Origin of the sequence: Hamadaea sp., from assembly GCF_013362815.1 — a bacterium.
GTDB lineage: Bacteria > Actinomycetota > Actinomycetes > Mycobacteriales > Micromonosporaceae > Hamadaea.
In genome coordinates this window covers 1-16,829 of the sequence record NZ_JABFVK010000096.1, presented here as the reverse complement: position 1 = coordinate 16,829, position 16,829 = coordinate 1, and the positions used below count along the sequence as shown (strand labels likewise).

12 protein-coding genes and 1 pseudogene are annotated in these 16,829 nt (G+C 69.5%); 4 read left to right on the top strand and 9 right to left on the bottom strand.

Annotated elements, in window-relative coordinates; translation table 11 throughout:
• Positions 1-178 precede the first annotated feature (178 nt).
• The 6 genes from HOV77_RS31155 to HOV77_RS31130 form a co-directional block, all read right to left on the bottom strand.
• Positions 179-802 (bottom strand): hypothetical protein, encoded by a 624-nt coding sequence (locus tag HOV77_RS31155; RefSeq protein ID WP_290868754.1) that lies wholly within the window; start codon positions 800-802, stop codon positions 179-181.
• Positions 799-3,435, bottom strand: a complete 2,637-nt coding sequence (locus HOV77_RS31150) for an FtsK/SpoIIIE domain-containing protein (protein WP_290868751.1) — start codon at positions 3,433-3,435, stop codon at positions 799-801. The genes HOV77_RS31155 and HOV77_RS31150 overlap by 4 nt, the downstream gene beginning before the upstream one ends.
• Positions 3,422-4,390: a hypothetical protein gene (locus tag HOV77_RS31145; RefSeq protein WP_290868747.1), complete on the bottom strand. Its 969-nt coding sequence runs from the start codon at positions 4,388-4,390 to the stop codon at positions 3,422-3,424. Before HOV77_RS31145 ends, HOV77_RS31150 begins: the two co-directional genes overlap by 14 nt.
• Complete coding sequence (locus HOV77_RS31140) at positions 4,390-4,650, bottom strand: hypothetical protein (RefSeq protein ID WP_290868745.1); 261 nt, start codon at positions 4,648-4,650, stop codon at positions 4,390-4,392. The genes HOV77_RS31145 and HOV77_RS31140 overlap by 1 nt, the downstream gene beginning before the upstream one ends.
• Before the next feature lie 165 nt (positions 4,651-4,815).
• The gene (locus tag HOV77_RS31135; protein ID WP_290868743.1) at positions 4,816-5,877 is read right to left on the bottom strand and encodes a hypothetical protein; all 1,062 of its coding nucleotides are present in this window, start codon (positions 5,875-5,877) and stop codon (positions 4,816-4,818) included.
• 54 nt (positions 5,878-5,931) lie between these two features.
• On the bottom strand, positions 5,932-6,549 hold the full coding sequence (locus tag HOV77_RS31130; protein WP_290868740.1) for a DUF4126 domain-containing protein: 618 nt from the start codon (positions 6,547-6,549) through the stop codon (positions 5,932-5,934).
• A 242-nt stretch (positions 6,550-6,791) separates the two neighbouring features.
• Between HOV77_RS31130 and nucS the strand changes: the two genes are divergently transcribed.
• On the top strand, positions 6,792-7,451 hold the full coding sequence (gene nucS, locus HOV77_RS31125) for an endonuclease NucS (RefSeq protein ID WP_290868738.1): 660 nt from the start codon (positions 6,792-6,794) through the stop codon (positions 7,449-7,451).
• A gap of 18 nt (positions 7,452-7,469) precedes the next feature.
• Here nucS and HOV77_RS31120 read toward each other — a convergent pair whose 3' ends face one another.
• Together HOV77_RS31120 and HOV77_RS31115 are read right to left on the bottom strand one after the other, a co-directional pair.
• Positions 7,470-8,996, bottom strand: coding sequence for an aldehyde dehydrogenase family protein (locus tag HOV77_RS31120; RefSeq protein ID WP_290868734.1), 1,527 nt, complete (start codon positions 8,994-8,996; stop codon positions 7,470-7,472).
• Positions 8,997-9,129: 133 nt separating this feature from the next.
• Positions 9,130-9,828, bottom strand: coding sequence for an SDR family NAD(P)-dependent oxidoreductase (locus HOV77_RS31115; RefSeq protein ID WP_290868731.1), 699 nt, complete (start codon positions 9,826-9,828; stop codon positions 9,130-9,132).
• A 69-nt stretch (positions 9,829-9,897) separates the two neighbouring features.
• Here HOV77_RS31115 and HOV77_RS31110 point away from each other — a divergent pair, with 69 nt between their 5' ends.
• The 3 genes from HOV77_RS31110 (at position 9,898) to HOV77_RS31100 (ending at position 16,442) form a co-directional block, all read left to right on the top strand.
• Positions 9,898-10,782 carry an alpha/beta hydrolase gene (locus tag HOV77_RS31110; protein ID WP_290868728.1) on the top strand — a complete coding sequence of 295 codons (885 nt, stop codon included), beginning with the start codon at positions 9,898-9,900 and terminating at the stop codon, positions 10,780-10,782.
• A gap of 96 nt (positions 10,783-10,878) precedes the next feature.
• Positions 10,879-14,571, top strand: coding sequence for a PQQ-dependent sugar dehydrogenase (locus tag HOV77_RS31105; RefSeq protein WP_290868725.1), 3,693 nt, complete (start codon positions 10,879-10,881; stop codon positions 14,569-14,571).
• A gap of 89 nt (positions 14,572-14,660) precedes the next feature.
• Positions 14,661-16,442: a 3-hydroxybutyryl-CoA dehydrogenase gene (locus HOV77_RS31100; RefSeq protein WP_290868722.1), complete on the top strand. Its 1,782-nt coding sequence runs from the start codon at positions 14,661-14,663 to the stop codon at positions 16,440-16,442.
• 66 nt (positions 16,443-16,508) lie between these two features.
• Here HOV77_RS31100 and HOV77_RS31095 read toward each other — a convergent pair.
• A pseudogene (locus HOV77_RS31095) lies at positions 16,509-16,829 on the bottom strand (hypothetical protein); the annotation flags it as partial.

Here is a 16,829-nt window from a genome sequence, read left to right as displayed (position 1 = left end):
CTGCTTGCGTTTTGTCCGATTCCCATGATCAATGGAGAAAAAGTGGGGTCATGGCACCGCGAATCTTCCGCTGATCATGGAAATCGGACAAAACACCGACTCGCGAAGCCCAGCCCTCACCCTCTTCGGTGTGCTCTTCCAACCCCGCGCCGAGCGAAGCCGCAGCCAACCCACCGCGTCAGCGGAAAACAGCGACAGAACAGGTAGCGAGCATCCCGCCAAGAACGGTGAGTCCGATGGCGCCGGTGTCGAGCCGAGTGGCGGCCCAGTAGTCGACCCACCGGGCGGCGAAGGGGATCCCGGCGAACGGGGCGAACATGAACAGCGGCCAGCTGAGCCAGGGGAGCACGCCGACGCCGCCGGCGAGCAGGCCGACGGCGACGGCGGCGAACCCGCCGATGAGGGCGAGCGAGAGCAGGAGCGGGAGCGGCAGCGCTTCGGCGCCGCGGCGGGAGCGGGCGACGCGGGCGGCGGCGGAAGCGATGAGCGCCGCCGGGTCGCCCGGGTTCGGGCCTACGGCGGGGGCCGGTAGCGGGCCTGCCCGGCGAGCGCGCCAACGATGGCCCGCCAGCAGTTCGGCCCAGATCCGGTCGGCTTGGCGGTCGACGTCGGCGACGGCCGACTCACGCGACGCGACGACTTCGGCGCAGGCGACGTGGATGCGGCTGGCGGCGGTCAGATCCTGGTCGACGACGGCGACACCGTCCAAGTAGGACTGCGTAGCGGCAGTGACGGCGACGTCCCGACGGCGGGTCGCGGCGACGAGTTCGGCCACCAGCGACCGGTATTCCGCTGCGCTCACAGGGCCACCTCGTACGGGATGAGGATCTCCGGGGCGCGGTGGGTCGCCCGGTCGAAGAACAGTCCCCGGTGCGGCCGGGGATACCAGGCGGGCCCGCCGGGCTGCGCCGACAGCGGGGCGAGCTCCTGGCCGTGGACGTCCAACGCGATCCACGCGCCGATGGAGTCCAACCGGGCGGCGATGCCACCGAGGTCGTCGCGCAGCCGGGGAACCGAGCGCCACCAGCCGAGCAGGTGCGTACGCCGCTCGGGGCCCCGCTGCAGAAGAGTGCGCAGCAGGTCGTGCCCGGTCGGTTCGCCCGGCCCCGGTTTCGCGGCGAGCGTCTGGGTGGCCGCGTCCACGGCGAAGGCGAAGACGTAGCGAGGCCGATCCGTGTCGAGCCGGGCCAGCTCGGCCAGCATCGGCACCAGACTGTCCTCGTCGTGCCAGGCGCAGCCGGGCAGTTCGACGGCGAGCGCCTTGGCGGCGGGTTCGGCGTCCGGGTCGAGGCAGACGACGAAGAAGTCCGCGGTACCCGGTTCGTGCTGGCGGGCCAGCGTACGCCCGGCGGAGGTGAGGATCGCGCAGGCTTCCGGCGTACGCGTGCCGAGGACGGCCAGGTTGCGCCCGGGACTGCGGGTCAGCCGGAGGGTGGCCGGGCGCCGGGCGACGTCGATGGTCTCCCCGAGCAGGGCGACCGCGCCGTCCTTGGCGAAGTCGGGCGGTGTGCTCGGCAGCACCGGGAAGGTGGGCACCGCTTCGCCGTCGAACAGGCGCGGCGGGTCGAGCAGCCCGTCGGTCATCGTCCAGAACTGGGTCTGGATCTCCTGCCAGCGCGTACGGTCACCGGCGTCGGGGAGCTTGACGATCTGGTTCGCCCCGACGGCTCCGGAGTCGGCGTTGACCACGGCGTGATGCCGGGGGATCAGTTCGGCGGCGAGGTTCGTCTCGCTCAGGATGCGGCGCGCTTTCGGCAACGCGATCCGCAGCGTGAACTGGGCGACGAGCGCGGAACGGCCCCAGAGTGCTTCGATGCCGGTAACGTCCTGGCTGGCCAGGACGAGGTGGATGCCCTGCGAACGGCCCCGGCGGGCGAGGTCTTCCAGCAACGCGACGGCTTCGGTGGTGACCGCGTCCCGTTCGCCGAGCAGGACTTGGAACTCGTCGATGACGGCCACGATCCGTGGCCAGTGCCCCTCCGGGTCCTCGGCTCGCAGCTCGGCCAGTTTGGTCGCCTCGTGCTGCTTGGCGGCGGTCGCCCGGCGCTTCAGCTCGGCGGCCAAGTGACGCAACAAGGCCAGCCCGAACTCACGGTCGGAGTTGATGTTCACGCCGACGAGGCGTACCTGTGGAAGCCAGCTGGGATCGCGCGGCGAGGGAGCGAACCGCGAGAAGGAGACGCCTTCCTTGAAATCGAGCAGGTGGAGCTCGAGTTCCTCGGCGGAGTAACGAGTGGTGAGTCCGGCGAGCCAGCAGTAGAGCAGATTGGTCTTGCCGGAGCCGGACGGGCCGCCGATGAGCGCGTGTGGCGGGTCGTCGCCCAGCGTCAGCTCCACCAGCTCGCCTTCAGTGCCCTCGCCGATGGGCGCGCGCAGCTCGCGAGCGGAGGACTCGGTCCAGAACTCGGCCGGGAGCAGGGAGTCCACTGTGGCCGGTGGCGGTCCGGCCGCCATCTCCTTGGCGAAGCCGGTGACCAGCTCGGCCGGGGGAGGCGGATCGAGCAGGACGGTCAGCTCGCCCGTGAGACTGGTACGCGCAGCCCACCCGTCCAGGACGGACACGGTCTGCACGTCCTCCCGCGTGGGCAGCGGAAGTCCGCGGCTGATCACGTGGACGCCGGCCGCCACGCCGGAGCGTACGACCCGATCCAGCTGCGCCTGCTGAGCGCTGGACAGGTCGGTGGAGTCGGCGAGCAGCACCAGCACCCGCCAGGGCTCCGGGCGCCGGCCGAGTACGCGAGCCGCTGCCGCGACGCTGGGATGTTCTCCGGCGAGGACGGTCTCGTTGATGCGCTGGATCTGGGCGGCCAGCTCGTCGAGAGTGGCCGACAGCCCGCCGGGGCCGACGTAGCTGGTGACCTCCGCGGCGGCGAGCGGGGCGAATCCGGCGAGCGCACCACCCAGGCGACCCGGATCGTAGATCCAGAGGCGTACGCCGCCGGCCGGGACCGAGCCGAGCATCCGGAGCAGCAACCCGGCGATGACACCGTCCAACGTGGCCGGATCGGGCCCGTCCAGGGCCAGATGAGCCGAGTCGAGCAACGGCAGCAGAGCGGGGAGCGGCGGATCGTGGTCGATGACGCCGGCGCGCAGCAACCCCGGTCCAGGCGACGATGGCGTAGCCGACCAGGCGGGCCAGGTCTCCCCGGCCGCCCCGGGCGCGGCCGATCCCGCGAGCGCCGAGAGCGCCTCGGTCACCGTCGCCGTCTCCCGGCGCAGCTTCTCGTCAGCCGCTTGGATCAGGGCGTCTCGTTCGGCCGCCAGTGCTCGATGGCGCTCCGGGCTCCGCCCGGCTACCGCATCCCGCTGCGCCTGAGCCTCGGCGTGCGCGACAGTGGCCGCGATCAGAGCCGAGCGGGCAGCCGCCCGCGCGGCGGCGAGCTCCCGGCGTACTGCGGAGACTAGTGGTCCCCGCGGGAAATCAGGAGGCACCACCGACCGGCGTCTCGTCGGCGAGCGCGTCGACCGCGCTGCGGCGCCGCGACGGATCTCCCACTCGCAGGGCTCGGCGCATCGTCGAGTCGGCCGCGGCGTTCCGGCGGCGCTGTTCCTCCTCGACGACGGCGTGCAGTTCGCTCGCACCCCGGCCGGTGGCGGCCAGCAGACCGGCGGTGATCAGCACCGCTGCCGCCGCGGCGTCGACCGGATGCGTCGGGGAGCCCTCACCTCGGCGCTGGGGGGTCGCGTGACAGACCCGGGCGACGATCTCCTCGGCCGCCTCCGGGGGCAGCTCCGGCAGCAGTCCCGTGTGGACCAGGGCCGCTCGGCGTACCCTCGCCAAATCCTCGAGACGCGGAGGGTGACCGACCAGCTCGGCCGCGAGGTGCCGGAGCAGGGGCGGCGCGACCGCCGCGAGGCCCAGACCCACGGCCGGACCGGCCGATCCCAGCTCGCGATGCAGCTTGGCCGGGCGCTCGTCGAGCGTCGCGGACACGCACCGGCGCAACAGTTCCGTGCTGGTCTCCGCCGGGTCGTCGGTGGCGGCGGAAGTGATCAAGTCGTCGAGTGCATCGCGACCGGCCAGGACGCGGACCCGCTCGGCCCACCAGTCGCTGAGCGGCGCGTCCGTCGTGCGGGTCTGCGCCGGAACGACCGGAGCCGCCGCGCCCCAGGACTGCGTCGTTCCCACCGAGTCGGCCGCCAGGCCCAGAGCCAGCGCGTACGCGTCGAGCGCGTCATGGGCCGAGCGCATCAAGCCGGCGGCGGATTCCAGACGGTCGGCCGCCCCGCCCAACTGCGGTACGCGTTGCGGGTCGCCGGTGGCGTGCATGACCCAGGCGAGCAGCCCACCGGCCATCCGCAGCCGTTCGGCGGCCGCGCTCACCTCGGCGATGGGCAGATCCTCCCGGACGACCCGGAGCTGGTCGGCGAGATCCTGGACGAGACTCATCACAACCCCGCTACATACGTCTGGGCCTGGTCGACCGCGGTCAGAGTGGCGGTGAGGCATTCCTCGAGCTCGCTTGCCGCCTGAGCCAGGGCGGCCTGGGCGGCGGTGACGTTGTCGTGGCCGGAGCCCTCGACCGCTACCGCCAGGCTGAGCTGAGCCTCGCCGAGCCGATCGTTGGCGGCCCGGACGGCGTCCTGGCTCTCCTGGACGTGCAGCATGGCGGCGTCGATGGCCGCCTTGACCTCCGCGACGCTCGCCACGGCACCTCCAGAGGGTGGTTACGTGCAGTTTTACACCATTTTGTCCGTTAAGTATTCCGCGCGACTCCGGCGTTGCGGAACGGCGACACGCCGATTCATGAAGCTCAACGAATCGCGGCAAGCGTTGGTACCGGGTCGGCTTCCGGCTCGGGTCCGGCGGCTGGTTCAGCGGGTCCGGCGGCGGCCGGCGATCAGCAGCACCGCGCCGGAGAGCAGGATGATCGCTCCGGCCGCGAGGAGACGCGCGGTGTGCTGACCGGTGTCCGCCAGCTGCGGGACGTTGATCGCGAAGATGCCGGCCGGAACCTTGACCGGTCCTTTGCTCGTGTCGACGACGATCGGGTAGTACGGGTCCTTCACCGTCTTGCCGCACTCGGACTTCAGCATGTGCAGCTGATAGCTGCCGTCCGTCACCGCCGGAAAGGTAGCCGTCCCGTTCGCGTCCGTGGTCGCTGTGACCGGCTTACCGACGATGTCCAGGACCGGGATGCCTTCGGCGTTGTCGAGTTCGATGGTGGCCGGGCAGTCCTCGGTGGTCCCCTTGACCGGAATCATCACCGGGACGGCCTTGGCCGCGAGCCACAGCTGGAAGATCGGCGCTCCGATGATCCGGGAGAACCGGAAGGTCAGCGTCTTGACGGCGACGGTCGGCTGGAACCAGGCCGCCGCGCCGAACGTGTCGAGCGTGTTGCCGACGAGCGTGGCGGTGTCGGCCGACCAGGTCGGCACGTCGGTGAACGGGCCCGGCCCGGTGCAGCCGGACGGCTTGGGCGAGTACGCGCAGTAGTTGAAGGTGCCCTCGAACCCCAGATCGGCGGGGGAGATCGGGTCGCCGTTCGCGTCGGTGCCGGTGATCGTCAGGGAGTCGGCGTCCAAGTCGCCGATGACGAAGGCCCAGTTCTTCGCTGGAGTCGCGGCGTCGAACGTCATCGTCGTCGTCGAGGTGTCGAACCCCTTCGCGGTGCTGACGTTCAGGTACGTCTGCCCCTGCGAGCTGCCGTAGACCTGCCCCGGCGGCGTCTGCGGGCCCAGGAACGTCGACGCTCCGGAGGGCACCGTCACCGAGGAGGCGTTCGAGGTGACGTCCGCGACCGGGAATCCGGCTGCGGGCGTACCGGTCGCCTGCCAGGCTCCGGTGCCACCGGTTCGGGTCCAGTCGGCGTACTCGCCGTTGGCAGCGGCGTACGCCGCCTCCGGGAGGGCCAGCACGGCCAGGGCAATAGTCACAAAAGCGGCAAAACGCGTACGCACATCGAGATCAACGTACGCCCGGAGCAGCGGTTACTGCGTGTACTGCGTTGCTCCGGCCGCAGCCCGGGCTCGCGCCCGCCGTCGGCGCCGGGTGATCACCCACCACATGAGCCAGATGAAGAAGCCGATGAACACGATCACCAGGACCGGGATGATGATCGCGACCACCGAGAGGGTGGCGCTGGTGGCATCCTCGGCGGTCGACACGACGGGCGTACCGATGCCGAGCGTGAACGTGTTGATCACCGGTCTGGCCGCGGCCTTCGTCAGGTGGACCGCGCCGGCCAGGACGATGCCGATCAGCATCGGAACCCATTGCTTGGACTCGAAGAAGCTCGCCGGATCGGTCACCGTGACCGTCTCGGACGTCGAACCGGCGGTGAACGCGAGCCCGCCCGCAGTCGGCCGGACGACCGTCTGAATGACGTCGTTGGCGTGGTCCACCAGCGGGATCTTGTCGGCCACCAGCTCGACGGCGAGCAGGATGCCCAGAATGATCAGGACCCAGCCGTTGCTCAGCCACTTCCAGCTGTCCGGCAGGGTGATCACGTTGGTGTAGCGGTCGAGCAGGCCGATGGCCAGGAGCGGGATGTAGGCGTTGAGCCCGGCCGCTCCGGCCAGACCTGTCCCGGTGAGCGCTTCAAGCACGGTTTCAGGATGCCAGGCGGAATCCACTCCCGCCCGGATGCCGCTCCGGACCATGATCGTCGGAAGCCGACAGTCTTGAGCGTTCCGGCTTCCTTGATCGTCGGAAGCCGACATTCGTGGGCGTATTCGTGCATTGATCGTCGGAAGCCGACGATCTTGCAGGCCGAGCGCCCGCCGACGATCTTGCGCTGAGGCTGGCGTGCGCGACGCAGCGCCGAATCGGGAGACGTTAGGCTCGCTTCGTGCGATTGGTGATTGCTCGGTGTTCAGTGGACTATGTCGGACGACTCGCGGCACACCTGCCGAGTGCCACTCGGTTGATCATGGTGAAGGCCGACGGCTCGGTCTCGATCCACGCCGACGATCGCGCGTACAAGCCGTTGAACTGGATGAGCCCGCCGTGCAAGCTGACGGTCGGCGAAGGTGTCTGGCGCGTGGTGAACAAGGCGGGCGAGGAACTCCGGATCACCCTTGAGGAGGTCCTCAGCGACAGCTCGCACGAGCTGGGCGTGGACCCCGGCCTGCAGAAGGACGGCGTCGAGGCGCACCTGCAGCAGCTGCTCGCCGATCAGCCCGAGACCTTCGGGCTGGGCTACTCCCTCGTACGCCGTGAGCACATGACCGCGATCGGCCCGGTCGACCTGCTCTGCCGGGACGGCGAGGGCGCGCACGTCGCCGTCGAGATCAAGCGGCGGGGCGAGATCGACGGCGTCGAGCAGCTCACCCGGTATCTGGAGCTGATGAACCGGGACCCGCTGCTCGCCCCGGTAGCCGGGATCTTCGCCGCCCAAGAGATCAAGCCACAGGCACGCGTCCTCGCCGAGGACCGCGGCATCCGGTGCGTCGTCGTCGACTACGACCGGCTGCGCGGCTTCGTGAAGGACGAGCTGACGCTGTTCTAGCAGCTGGTACGCCGCCGCTCAGCGGGAGCGGCCGTGCATCAGCCGCACGATCCGCTGTGCCAGCGCGACGCTCTTCTCGGTATGCCGATAGGTCAGCAGCGGAACGACGCTGGGCAGCCGGCGCTTGGCGATCGACGAAGCCCGGGCGAACTCGCGCAACCCGTCCTGACCGTGAATGCGGCCGAAGCCGGACTGGCCCACCCCGCCGAACGGCAGTTCGGGGAGTACGGCGAAGGCGAAGGTCGAGTTGACCGCCACCATGCCGGCGCGCAGTCGCCGAGCCAGCGCCACCCCGTGCCGCCGGGAGAAGACCGCACCGCCGAGCGCGTACGGCGTCGCATTGGCCTTCGTGACTGCCTCGTCCATCGACGCGACCTTCGCGACCGTCATCGTCGGGCCGAACGTCTCCTCGCAGACCGCCGGGTTCGACTCCGGCACGTCGACCAGGATGGTCGGGCGGGCCACCGGACCGCGTACGGAGTCGGGGCCACCGAGCAGGGCGCGGCCGCCGTCGGCGAGCGCGGCATCGATGTGCCGCCGAATCGTCTCGCGTTGCCCCGGCATGGTGATCGGACCGATGTCCTGCTTCGGGTCGTCGCCGAAGCTCAGCTTCTCGGCGTCGGCCACGAGGATTCGCAGGAACTCGTCGTAGACCTTCTCGTGTACGTAGACGCGCTCGATGCCCACACAGGACTGCCCGGCGTTGGTCATCGCGCCCCACAGCGCCGCGTCGGCGGCTGCGCGTACGTCGGCGTCCGCGTCGACCAGCAGCGCGTCCTTGCCGCCGCACTCCACGAGGACGGGAGTGAGATTCTCGGCGCAGGCCGCCATGACCTTCTTGCCCGTCGCGGTGGAGCCGGTGAAGGCCAGCTTGTCGACGCCGGAGCGGCACAGGTTGGCACCCACGTCCCCGAGTCCGTGCACGATCTGCAGTACGGGGTGCTCGGGGACGACCTCGTTGAAGAGGTCCACATACCACTGGCCGACCGCCGGGGTGTACTCGCTCGGCTTGAAGACCACCGCGTTGCCGGCCGCGAGGGCGTACGCGATCGACCCCATCGGGGTGAACAGCGGATAGTTCCACGGGCCGATGACGCCGACGACGCCGTAGGGCCGGTACTCCAGGCGACCCGAGTACTCCGGTTGCAGCAGCGAAGTGCCGACGCGGCGCGGGCCGAGCACCTTGCGGGCGTGCTTGGCCGCCCACGCGATGTGCTCGACGGTCACGAAGATCTCCATCGTGGCGTCGATCCTGGGCTTGCCGCCCTCGGCGGTCATCACGGCGGCCAGGTCGTCCATCCGCTGGGTCATCAGGCTGCGGAAACGCAGGAGACGACGCTTGCGTTCGGCGTACCCGAGCCGCTCCCACCAGACGCTCGCCGCGCGGGCGCGTTCGACCGCTGCCGCGACGTCCGCCGGCCCGGCGACCGGGAACCGCGCGACCTCTTCACCGGTCGCGGGGCTCGTCGAGACGAGGTGCCCGTCGACGATGCCGCTCGCGCCGGGAACCTGCGTGAGCGCGGAGCCTTCACTGGTAGCCGTCACGGCGCGAAGTCTAGTCCTACCGGCCGGTAACGCGAAAGATACTCACTCGGAGTGAGCTGGGCGTTGATCAGGGTGTCAAGAGATTGATCAGGGCGTGGGGGACACGACACGCCGGCCGATCATGCCTGTTAGTTCATGATCGGCGAGAAAAGGAGGGGCGGGGGAGGGCGGCGGCGAGGATCTCGGCGGCGACGACGGCGGGCGGGCGCAGCTCGCCGCGCGCGTGGCGGTCGACGAAGCGCTGCCGTTCGGCGAAGTCGGCCGAGCGGATCTCGGCCTGCATACCGGTGTCCATGACGCCCGGGTTGACGCTGACCGCCGTGATCAAGTCATCCGCGGTGGAGGAAGCGGACAAATGAGTGAAGAACTCCTCGCCGCCCCGTTTGGTCGCCGAGTACGCCGACCAGCCGCTGATGACGTGGTGAGCCGCACCGGAAGACACGAAGACCACCCGCAGCGGTACGCCGTGCGGCCGGGCGGCGACGGCGGAGTTGGTGAGCAGCATCGGCGCGGTGAGGTTGACGGCGACCGCGCGGGTCAGCTCGTCGGGGTCGAGCGTGCCGATCTCGCCGATCGGCTCGACGACGGCCGCGTTGTGGATGAGCACGGTCTCCGTCGCCCCGACGAAGAACTTCGCGAGTTCGCCGGCGTCGGGCAGGCTGGCCGGGTCGGCCAGGTCGCCCGGCCAGGTGGTGATCTGCGGGTGCTCGAGTTGCTCGGCGGGAAACGATCGGGCCAGCGCCAGCACCCGGGTGCCGGCGTCGGCCGCGAGCCGGTCGAGGAGGGCCTGCCCCAGGCCGCGGTTGGTTCCGGTGATCACCACATGACGCATGGCGTCAGCCTAAACCGGTGTGGGCCGGACCCATGGTCAAGCCGCCGAGCCTGTGGCAGCATCCCGCGCATGATGGCGTACCTGCGGTCGACCGTGGCGGTGACGGGCGGCGAGCTCGCCCTCGGATGCTGGGGTGAGGAGGGCCCGCTCGTCGTGGCGGTGCACGGGATCACCTCGTCCCATCTCGCCTGGACGCTCGTCGCCGAGCAGCTGGCGAGCGATCACCGATTCGTCGCGGTCGACTTGCGCGGGCGCGGAGACAGCCGGGATCTGCCACCGCCGTACGGGATCGACCGGCACGCCGACGACATCGCCGAGGTCATCCGGGCGTATGGGGAATCGGCGGTGCTCGTCGGGCACTCGATGGGCGCGTTCGTCGCGGTGGCGACGGCTCGGCGTCATCCCGACCTCGTTCGCCGGTTGGTCCTGGTCGACGGGGGTGCGCCGTTGCCGCTTCCGCCCGGCGTACCAGTTGATGCGACTGAAGCGGACCTGAAGGCGGCGATCGAGCTGACGGTAGGCACGGCCTTCGCGCGGCTCACGCAGACTTTCGCGGACCGCGCGGCCGTGGACGCGCTCTGGCGATCGCACCCCGCGCTGACGGACTGGAACCCGGCCATGACCGCCTACGCCGACTACGACGTGGTCGAGACCGACGGCGGGCTGGTCACCAAGTGCCGGCTCGAGGCCGCGGTCCGCGACGCCCAGGACATCTATGCCACGAGCTCCGCGCGGTCCGCGGCCTTGCCGGTCCCCGGGGTCTTCCTCCGCGCGGAACGCGGCATGCTCGGGGGACCCACGCCGCTTTATCCCCACGGGTACGCGAGCCGCTGGCTACCGGGCATCGAGGAGTACGCGGTGGCGGGCGCGAATCATTACACGATCACGTTGAGCCCGTCGCCGGCAGTGACCGTCGCCGACGCCGTACGCGACGATCGGCGAGTTGTGGCCTGACCGACCGGTCAAAAGATCTGTCAGCTAGCGGACTGTCCGGCTTGGCCGGGCCGCCCCCTCCCTAACGTTCCCTCCACAGGGGAGGGGTGTGTCTTGATGCTCGGTGGGATTTCGCGTGCCCGGCGGTTCGTTCGCGCTGCCGTGGCGACGGCGCTCGTGGCGGCCGCGTTCGCGCCGTTACGCGGGCCTTCCGTCGCGCAGGCGGCGTCGCTGCCCTCCGGCTTCCAGGAGCAGATCGTGTTCAGCGGGCTGGCACAGCCCACGAACATCGAGTTCGCCCCGGACGGCCGCGTCTTCGTCACCGAGAAGGCCGGCGTCATCAAGGTCTTCGACGACCTGTCCGACACCACCCCCACCGTCTTCGCTGACCTGTCGGCCGAGGTGCACAGCCAGTGGGACCGGGGTCTGCTCGGCATCGCCATGCCGCCGGACTTCCCCAGCAACCCTTATCTCTATGTGCTCTACACGTACGGCAAGCCGCTCGGCGGCACCACGACTTGGGACGACCTGTGCACCGGCGCGAAGAACGGCGCCAACGGCGGTTACTGCATCGTCTCGGCTCGCCTCTCCCGGTTGCAGGCCAACGGAAACACCATGGTGCCCGGCTCGGAGCAGGTGCTCATCAACGACTGGTGCCAGCAGTACCCCAGCCACTCCATCGGCGACCTGCATTTCGGCCCGGACGGCAAGCTGTACGTCTCGGCGGGCGACGGCGCGAGCTTCAACGCGGCCGACTACGGCCAGCTGCCCACCGCTGCCCCGAACCCGTGTGGCGACCCGGCCAAGGAGGGCGGCGCCCTCCGGGCGCAGGACATCGTGACCAGCGGTGACTCCACCGGACTGGACGGAACCATCCTCCGGCTCGATCCCGCCACGGGCGCGGCCGCCGCCGGCAACCCGAACATCGGGTCGGCCGATCCCAACACCCGCCGCATCATCGCGAACGGCATGCGGAACTCGTACCGGTTCACCTTCCGGCCGGGCACGAGCGAGATCTGGGCCGGTGACGTCGGCTGGTCGACGTGGGAGGAGATCAACCGGGTGGTCAACCCGACCGCCACGACCACCAACTTCGGCTGGCCTTGTTACGAGGGCGCGGCGGCTTCTTCGTACATGAGCGCCGATCTGCCCATCTGCAACTCGATGACCAACCCCGTCGGGCCGTACTACACGTACAACCATGCGTACGACATCGTGCCGAACGAGGGCTGCAGCACCGGTGGCGACGCGATCACCGGTCTCGCCTTCTACCCGGCCAGCGGTGGCAGCTATCCGGCGGCGTACGGCGGCGCCCTGTTCTTCACAGACGTCTCGCGCAACTGCATCTGGGCGATGAAGCCGGCCTCGCCGGGCGGGCTGCCCGCCACCGGGAACATCGAGCTCTTCGCCAAGGACGTGTCGCTGCCGGTCGACCTGGCCGTCGGCCCGGGCGGTGAGCTGTACTACGTGGACCTCGGTTCGACGACGGGTGGCAACACCGGCACGGTACGCCGCATCCGGTACTACGCCGGCAACCAGCCGCCGGCTGCGGTCGTCGAGGCCACCCCGACCAGCGGCAAAGCACCGCTGACAGTCGCCTTCAACGGCGCGAACTCGACCGACAACGACCCGGCGGACCAGGGCCGGCTCACCTACGCCTGGGACTTCACGAACAACGGCAGCACCGACTCCACCGCCGCCGCGCCGTCGTTCACCTACACGGCCAACGGCACTTACACCGCGAAGCTGACGGTGACCGACACGCTCGGGGCGACGAACTCCGCGACGGTCACCATTCAAGTCGGCAACGATGCTCCGACCGCGGTCATCGACACCCCGGCTGCCGGGACGACCTGGGTCACCGGGCAGCAGATCACGTTCTCCGGGCACGGCACCGATCCGCAGGACGGCAACCTCTCCGGAAGTTCGCTGTCGTGGTCGCTGACGATGGAGCACTGCGCCACGATCGACAGCTGCCACACGCACCCGTTGCAGACCGGCACCGGATCGAGCGGCTCGTTCATCGCGCCCGACCACGAGTATCCGTCCTATTTGGAGCTCGCCCTCACCGTCACCGACAGCGCCGGGCTCACCAACACCGTGGTACGCCGGCTCGACCCGCAGACGGTCGACCTGACGTTCACCAGCACCCCCTCCGGGCTGAACCTCACTGTGGGCGGGACGACGCAGGTCACGCCGTTCACGCGTACGGTGATCAAGGGTTCCACGCTGACCGTGAGCGCACCGACGCCGCAGACCAACCTCGGCGTCAAGTACTCCTTCCAGAGCTGGTCCGACGCGTCCGGCAACACCCATGTGATCGAAGCGCCCGACACGCCCGCCACCTACACCGCGACGTTCACCGGCGTACCGGTCGCCTGCTCCGACGCCTTCGGCTACTTCTGCACCGAGTCCACCGCCAGTTGGAGCGGCGCCACCACTTTGCGGAACCTGTCCGGTGACGACGCGTACGAGTCGGTGGCGTTGCCCTTCGCGATGCCGTTCTACGGCTCGACCTACACGACGGCGTGGATCGACACGAACGGCGTACTGAGCTTCGGTACGCAACCGCAGGGTCCGTCGTGGAACCACGGGGCGATCCCGTCGGCCCCCGCCTGGAACACTCCGAACGCCGCGGTCTACCCGCTCTGGGACGACCTGATCGTGGATTCGAGCTCGGGCGTCTACACGTCCACCAGCGGCAGCGCGCCGCACCGCCAGTTCACGGTGGAGTGGCGCAACGTCCGGTTCTACTCCGACTCCGCGACGCGGGTGAGTTTCAAGGTCGTGCTGAACGAAGACGGCAAGATCACGCTGGCGTACACCGGCATCGGGGCGTCGACGATCGAGGAGGGGTCCACCGCGACGATCGGCATCGAGAACGCCGCCGGCACGGTGGCCCTCCAGTACTCGCTGAACCAGGCGAAGCTCATCGACGGGCGGACGATCACGTTCACCCCGCCGGGTGCTCCGCCCGAGACGTCGACGGGCACCGTCACGGGCGTCGTCTCCTACAACGGAGTCGGCGTACCCGGCGCGATCGTCTCGCTGACGAACACGGCGTACTCCGCCACCACCGACGCGAACGGGCGCTACACTATCGTGGCCGCCCCCGGGGGGTACGCGATCACGGCGACCGCAGCCGGTGGCCGGTGCGCCGGATTGACCGGTAGCGGGTCTGCGGCCGTCGTCGCGGGGACCACAACGACGACCAACCTCGCGCTCGCGGCGTCGCCGGGAACGGGTTACTCCTGCGCCGAAGGGGACTTCTCCTTCATTTCCGGGACGACGGCGTCGACCTTGACGGGAGACGACGCGTACCAGTCGGTGACGTTGCCCTTCGCGATGCCGTTCTACGGCTCGACCTACTCGACGGCGTGGATCGACACCAACGGCGTACTGAGCTTCGGCGCGCAGCCGCAGGGGCCGTCGTGGAACCACGGGGTGATCCCGTCGGTCGCCGCCCCGAATACGCCTAACAACGCCGTTTATCCGTTCTGGGACGACCTGATCGCCGACGGCTCGTCCAAGATCCTGACCACCAGCATCACCGACGGCTTCGTCATCGAGTGGCGGAACATGGCGCTGTTCTCCACCCCCGGCGCTCGGGTCACCTTCGAGGTGGTGCTGTACAAGTCGGGCAAGATCACGGTGGCGTACAAGGACCTCGACGCCGGAGTCCCGGCCGAGCGCGGGCAGACGGCCACGGTCGGCGTGGAGAACGGCACCGGTTCGGCCGCCCTGCAGTACTGCCACAACGAGGCGGTGCTGACGTCGGGACGGGGGATCACCTTCACCCCGGCGGCCTGACGATCGATGTTTCTCACACCTGCTTCCGCTATCAGGCGTCCGGCGGGCCATGGCAGACTCAGGGCACTTGAACGCTCGTTGAGGAGGTCATGGTGGGGATCAACACGGTCGGCGTGGTCGGACTGGGCACCATGGGCGCCGGCATCGTCGAGGTCTTCGCCCGCAACGGGCTGAACGTGGTCGCGGTCGAGATCTCCGACGGCGCCCTCGACCGGGGCCGGGCCAACCTGACCGGGTCGACCGATCGCGCGGTCGCCAAGGGCAAGCTAGCCGCCGAAGACCGGGACGCGCTGCTCGCCCGCGTCGACTTCCAGGTCGGCCTGGGCGCTCTTGCCGAGGTCGACTTCGTCATCGAGGCGGTGCCCGAGCACCTCGACCTGAAACAGAAGATCTTCGCCGAGCTGGACCGGGTCTGCAAGCCCGAGGCCATCCTCGCCACCAACACCAGCTCGCTGAGCGTCACCGAGATCTCGGTCGCCACGCACCGGCCGAACCGGGTCATCGGCGTGCACTTCTTCAACCCCGCCCCGGTGATGAAGCTGGTCGAGGTCATCAAGACCGTGGTCACTGCGGACGAGGTCGTCGCCGACGTCGAGGCGCTGTGCGCCCGGCTCGGCAAGGTGGACGTGACCATCGCCGACCGGGCCGGATTCATCGCCAATGCCCTGCTGTTCGGCTATCTCAACCACGCGGTCGCCATGGTGGAGGCCCGGTACGCCACTCGGGAGGACATCGACGCGGCGATGCGGCTCGGCTGTGGGCTGCCGATGGGCCCGCTCGCACTGATGGACCTGATCGGCCTCGACACGGCGTACGAAATCCTGGACACGATGTACCGGCGCGGCGGCCGCGACCGCCGGCACGCGCCCGCACCCCTGCTGAAGCAGATGGTGACCGCGGGCCTGCTGGGCCGCAAGTCCGGGCGTGGGTTCTACACGTACGAGAAGGCCGGTTCTCCGGTCGTGGTGGCGGATGAACTGACCCCGGCCGAGGGGACCAGCGTCGAGGGCGCGCGAGCGGTCGGCACCGTGGGCGTCGTCGGGTCCGGGACCATGGCCACCGGCATCATCGAGGTCTTCACAAAGGCCGGTTTCGAGGTCACGAGCGTGACCCGGGGCGGTGAGAAGTCCGCGAAGCTGTGCGAGGCGCTCAAGGTCAACCTGAACAAGTCGGTCGTCCGCGGTCGGCTGACGGAGGAGGAGCGCGACGCGATCCTCAACCGGGTCACCTGGTCGACCAACCTGGAACACCTGTCCGATGTGGACATGGTGGTGGAGGCGGTCGTCGAGGAGCTGACCGTCAAGAAGGCCTTGTTCGCCAGCCTCGACGAGATCTGCAAGCCCGGCGTCGTGCTCGCCACGACCACCTCCAGCCTGCCGGTCATCGAGTGCGCGATGGCGACCCAGCGCCCGGCCGACGTCGTGGGCCTGCACTTCTTCAACCCCGCGCCGGCGATGAAACTGGTCGAGGTGGTCCGCACCATCCGCACCTCGTCGTCGACCGAGGCGACCGCGCTCGCGGTCTGCGACCGGCTCGGCAAGCACGGCGTACGCTGCGAGGACCGATCGGGTTTCATCGTGAACGCGCTGCTCTTCCCGTACCTCAACGATGCGGTGAAGATGCTGGAGGCGTCGTACGCCACCGCTGACGACATCGACTACGCGATGAAGCTCGGCTGCGGTTATCCGATGGGGCCGTTCGAGCTGCTCGACGTGGTCGGCCTGGACGTCGCGCTGGCGATCCAGCGGGAGCTGTACCTGGAGCTGCGGGAGCCCGGCTTCTCCCCGGCGCCGCTGCTGGAGCACTTGGTCACGGCGGGCTACCTCGGGCGCAAGGCCGGCCGCGGGTTCCGCGACCACACCGGGCGCTGAGTTCCGGCAGATCCGCATCGCAGGGGCGCGCCCGGCCGAGATCGGGCGCGCCGACTGATCGTGCGGTCAGAGGATCTGATCGAAGCTGCTCCAGCCCTTGCCGATCTGGTACGCCTCGTCGGTGCTGTACGGGATGCCGTTGTCGCGTTCGATGTTGTTGGGGTAGAGCCACAGCGTGCCGTCGGTTTTGCGGCCGATGAGGTCGGTGTAGCCGTCGCCGGTGACGTCCGCCCCGACGATCCGATCGAAGACGCCCCAGCCCTTGCCGATCTGGTACGCCTCATCCGTGCTGTACGGGATGCCGTTGTCGCGTTCGATGTTGTTGGGGTACAACCACAACGTCCCGTCAGACTTCCGGCCGATGAGGTCGGTGTATCCGTCGCCGGT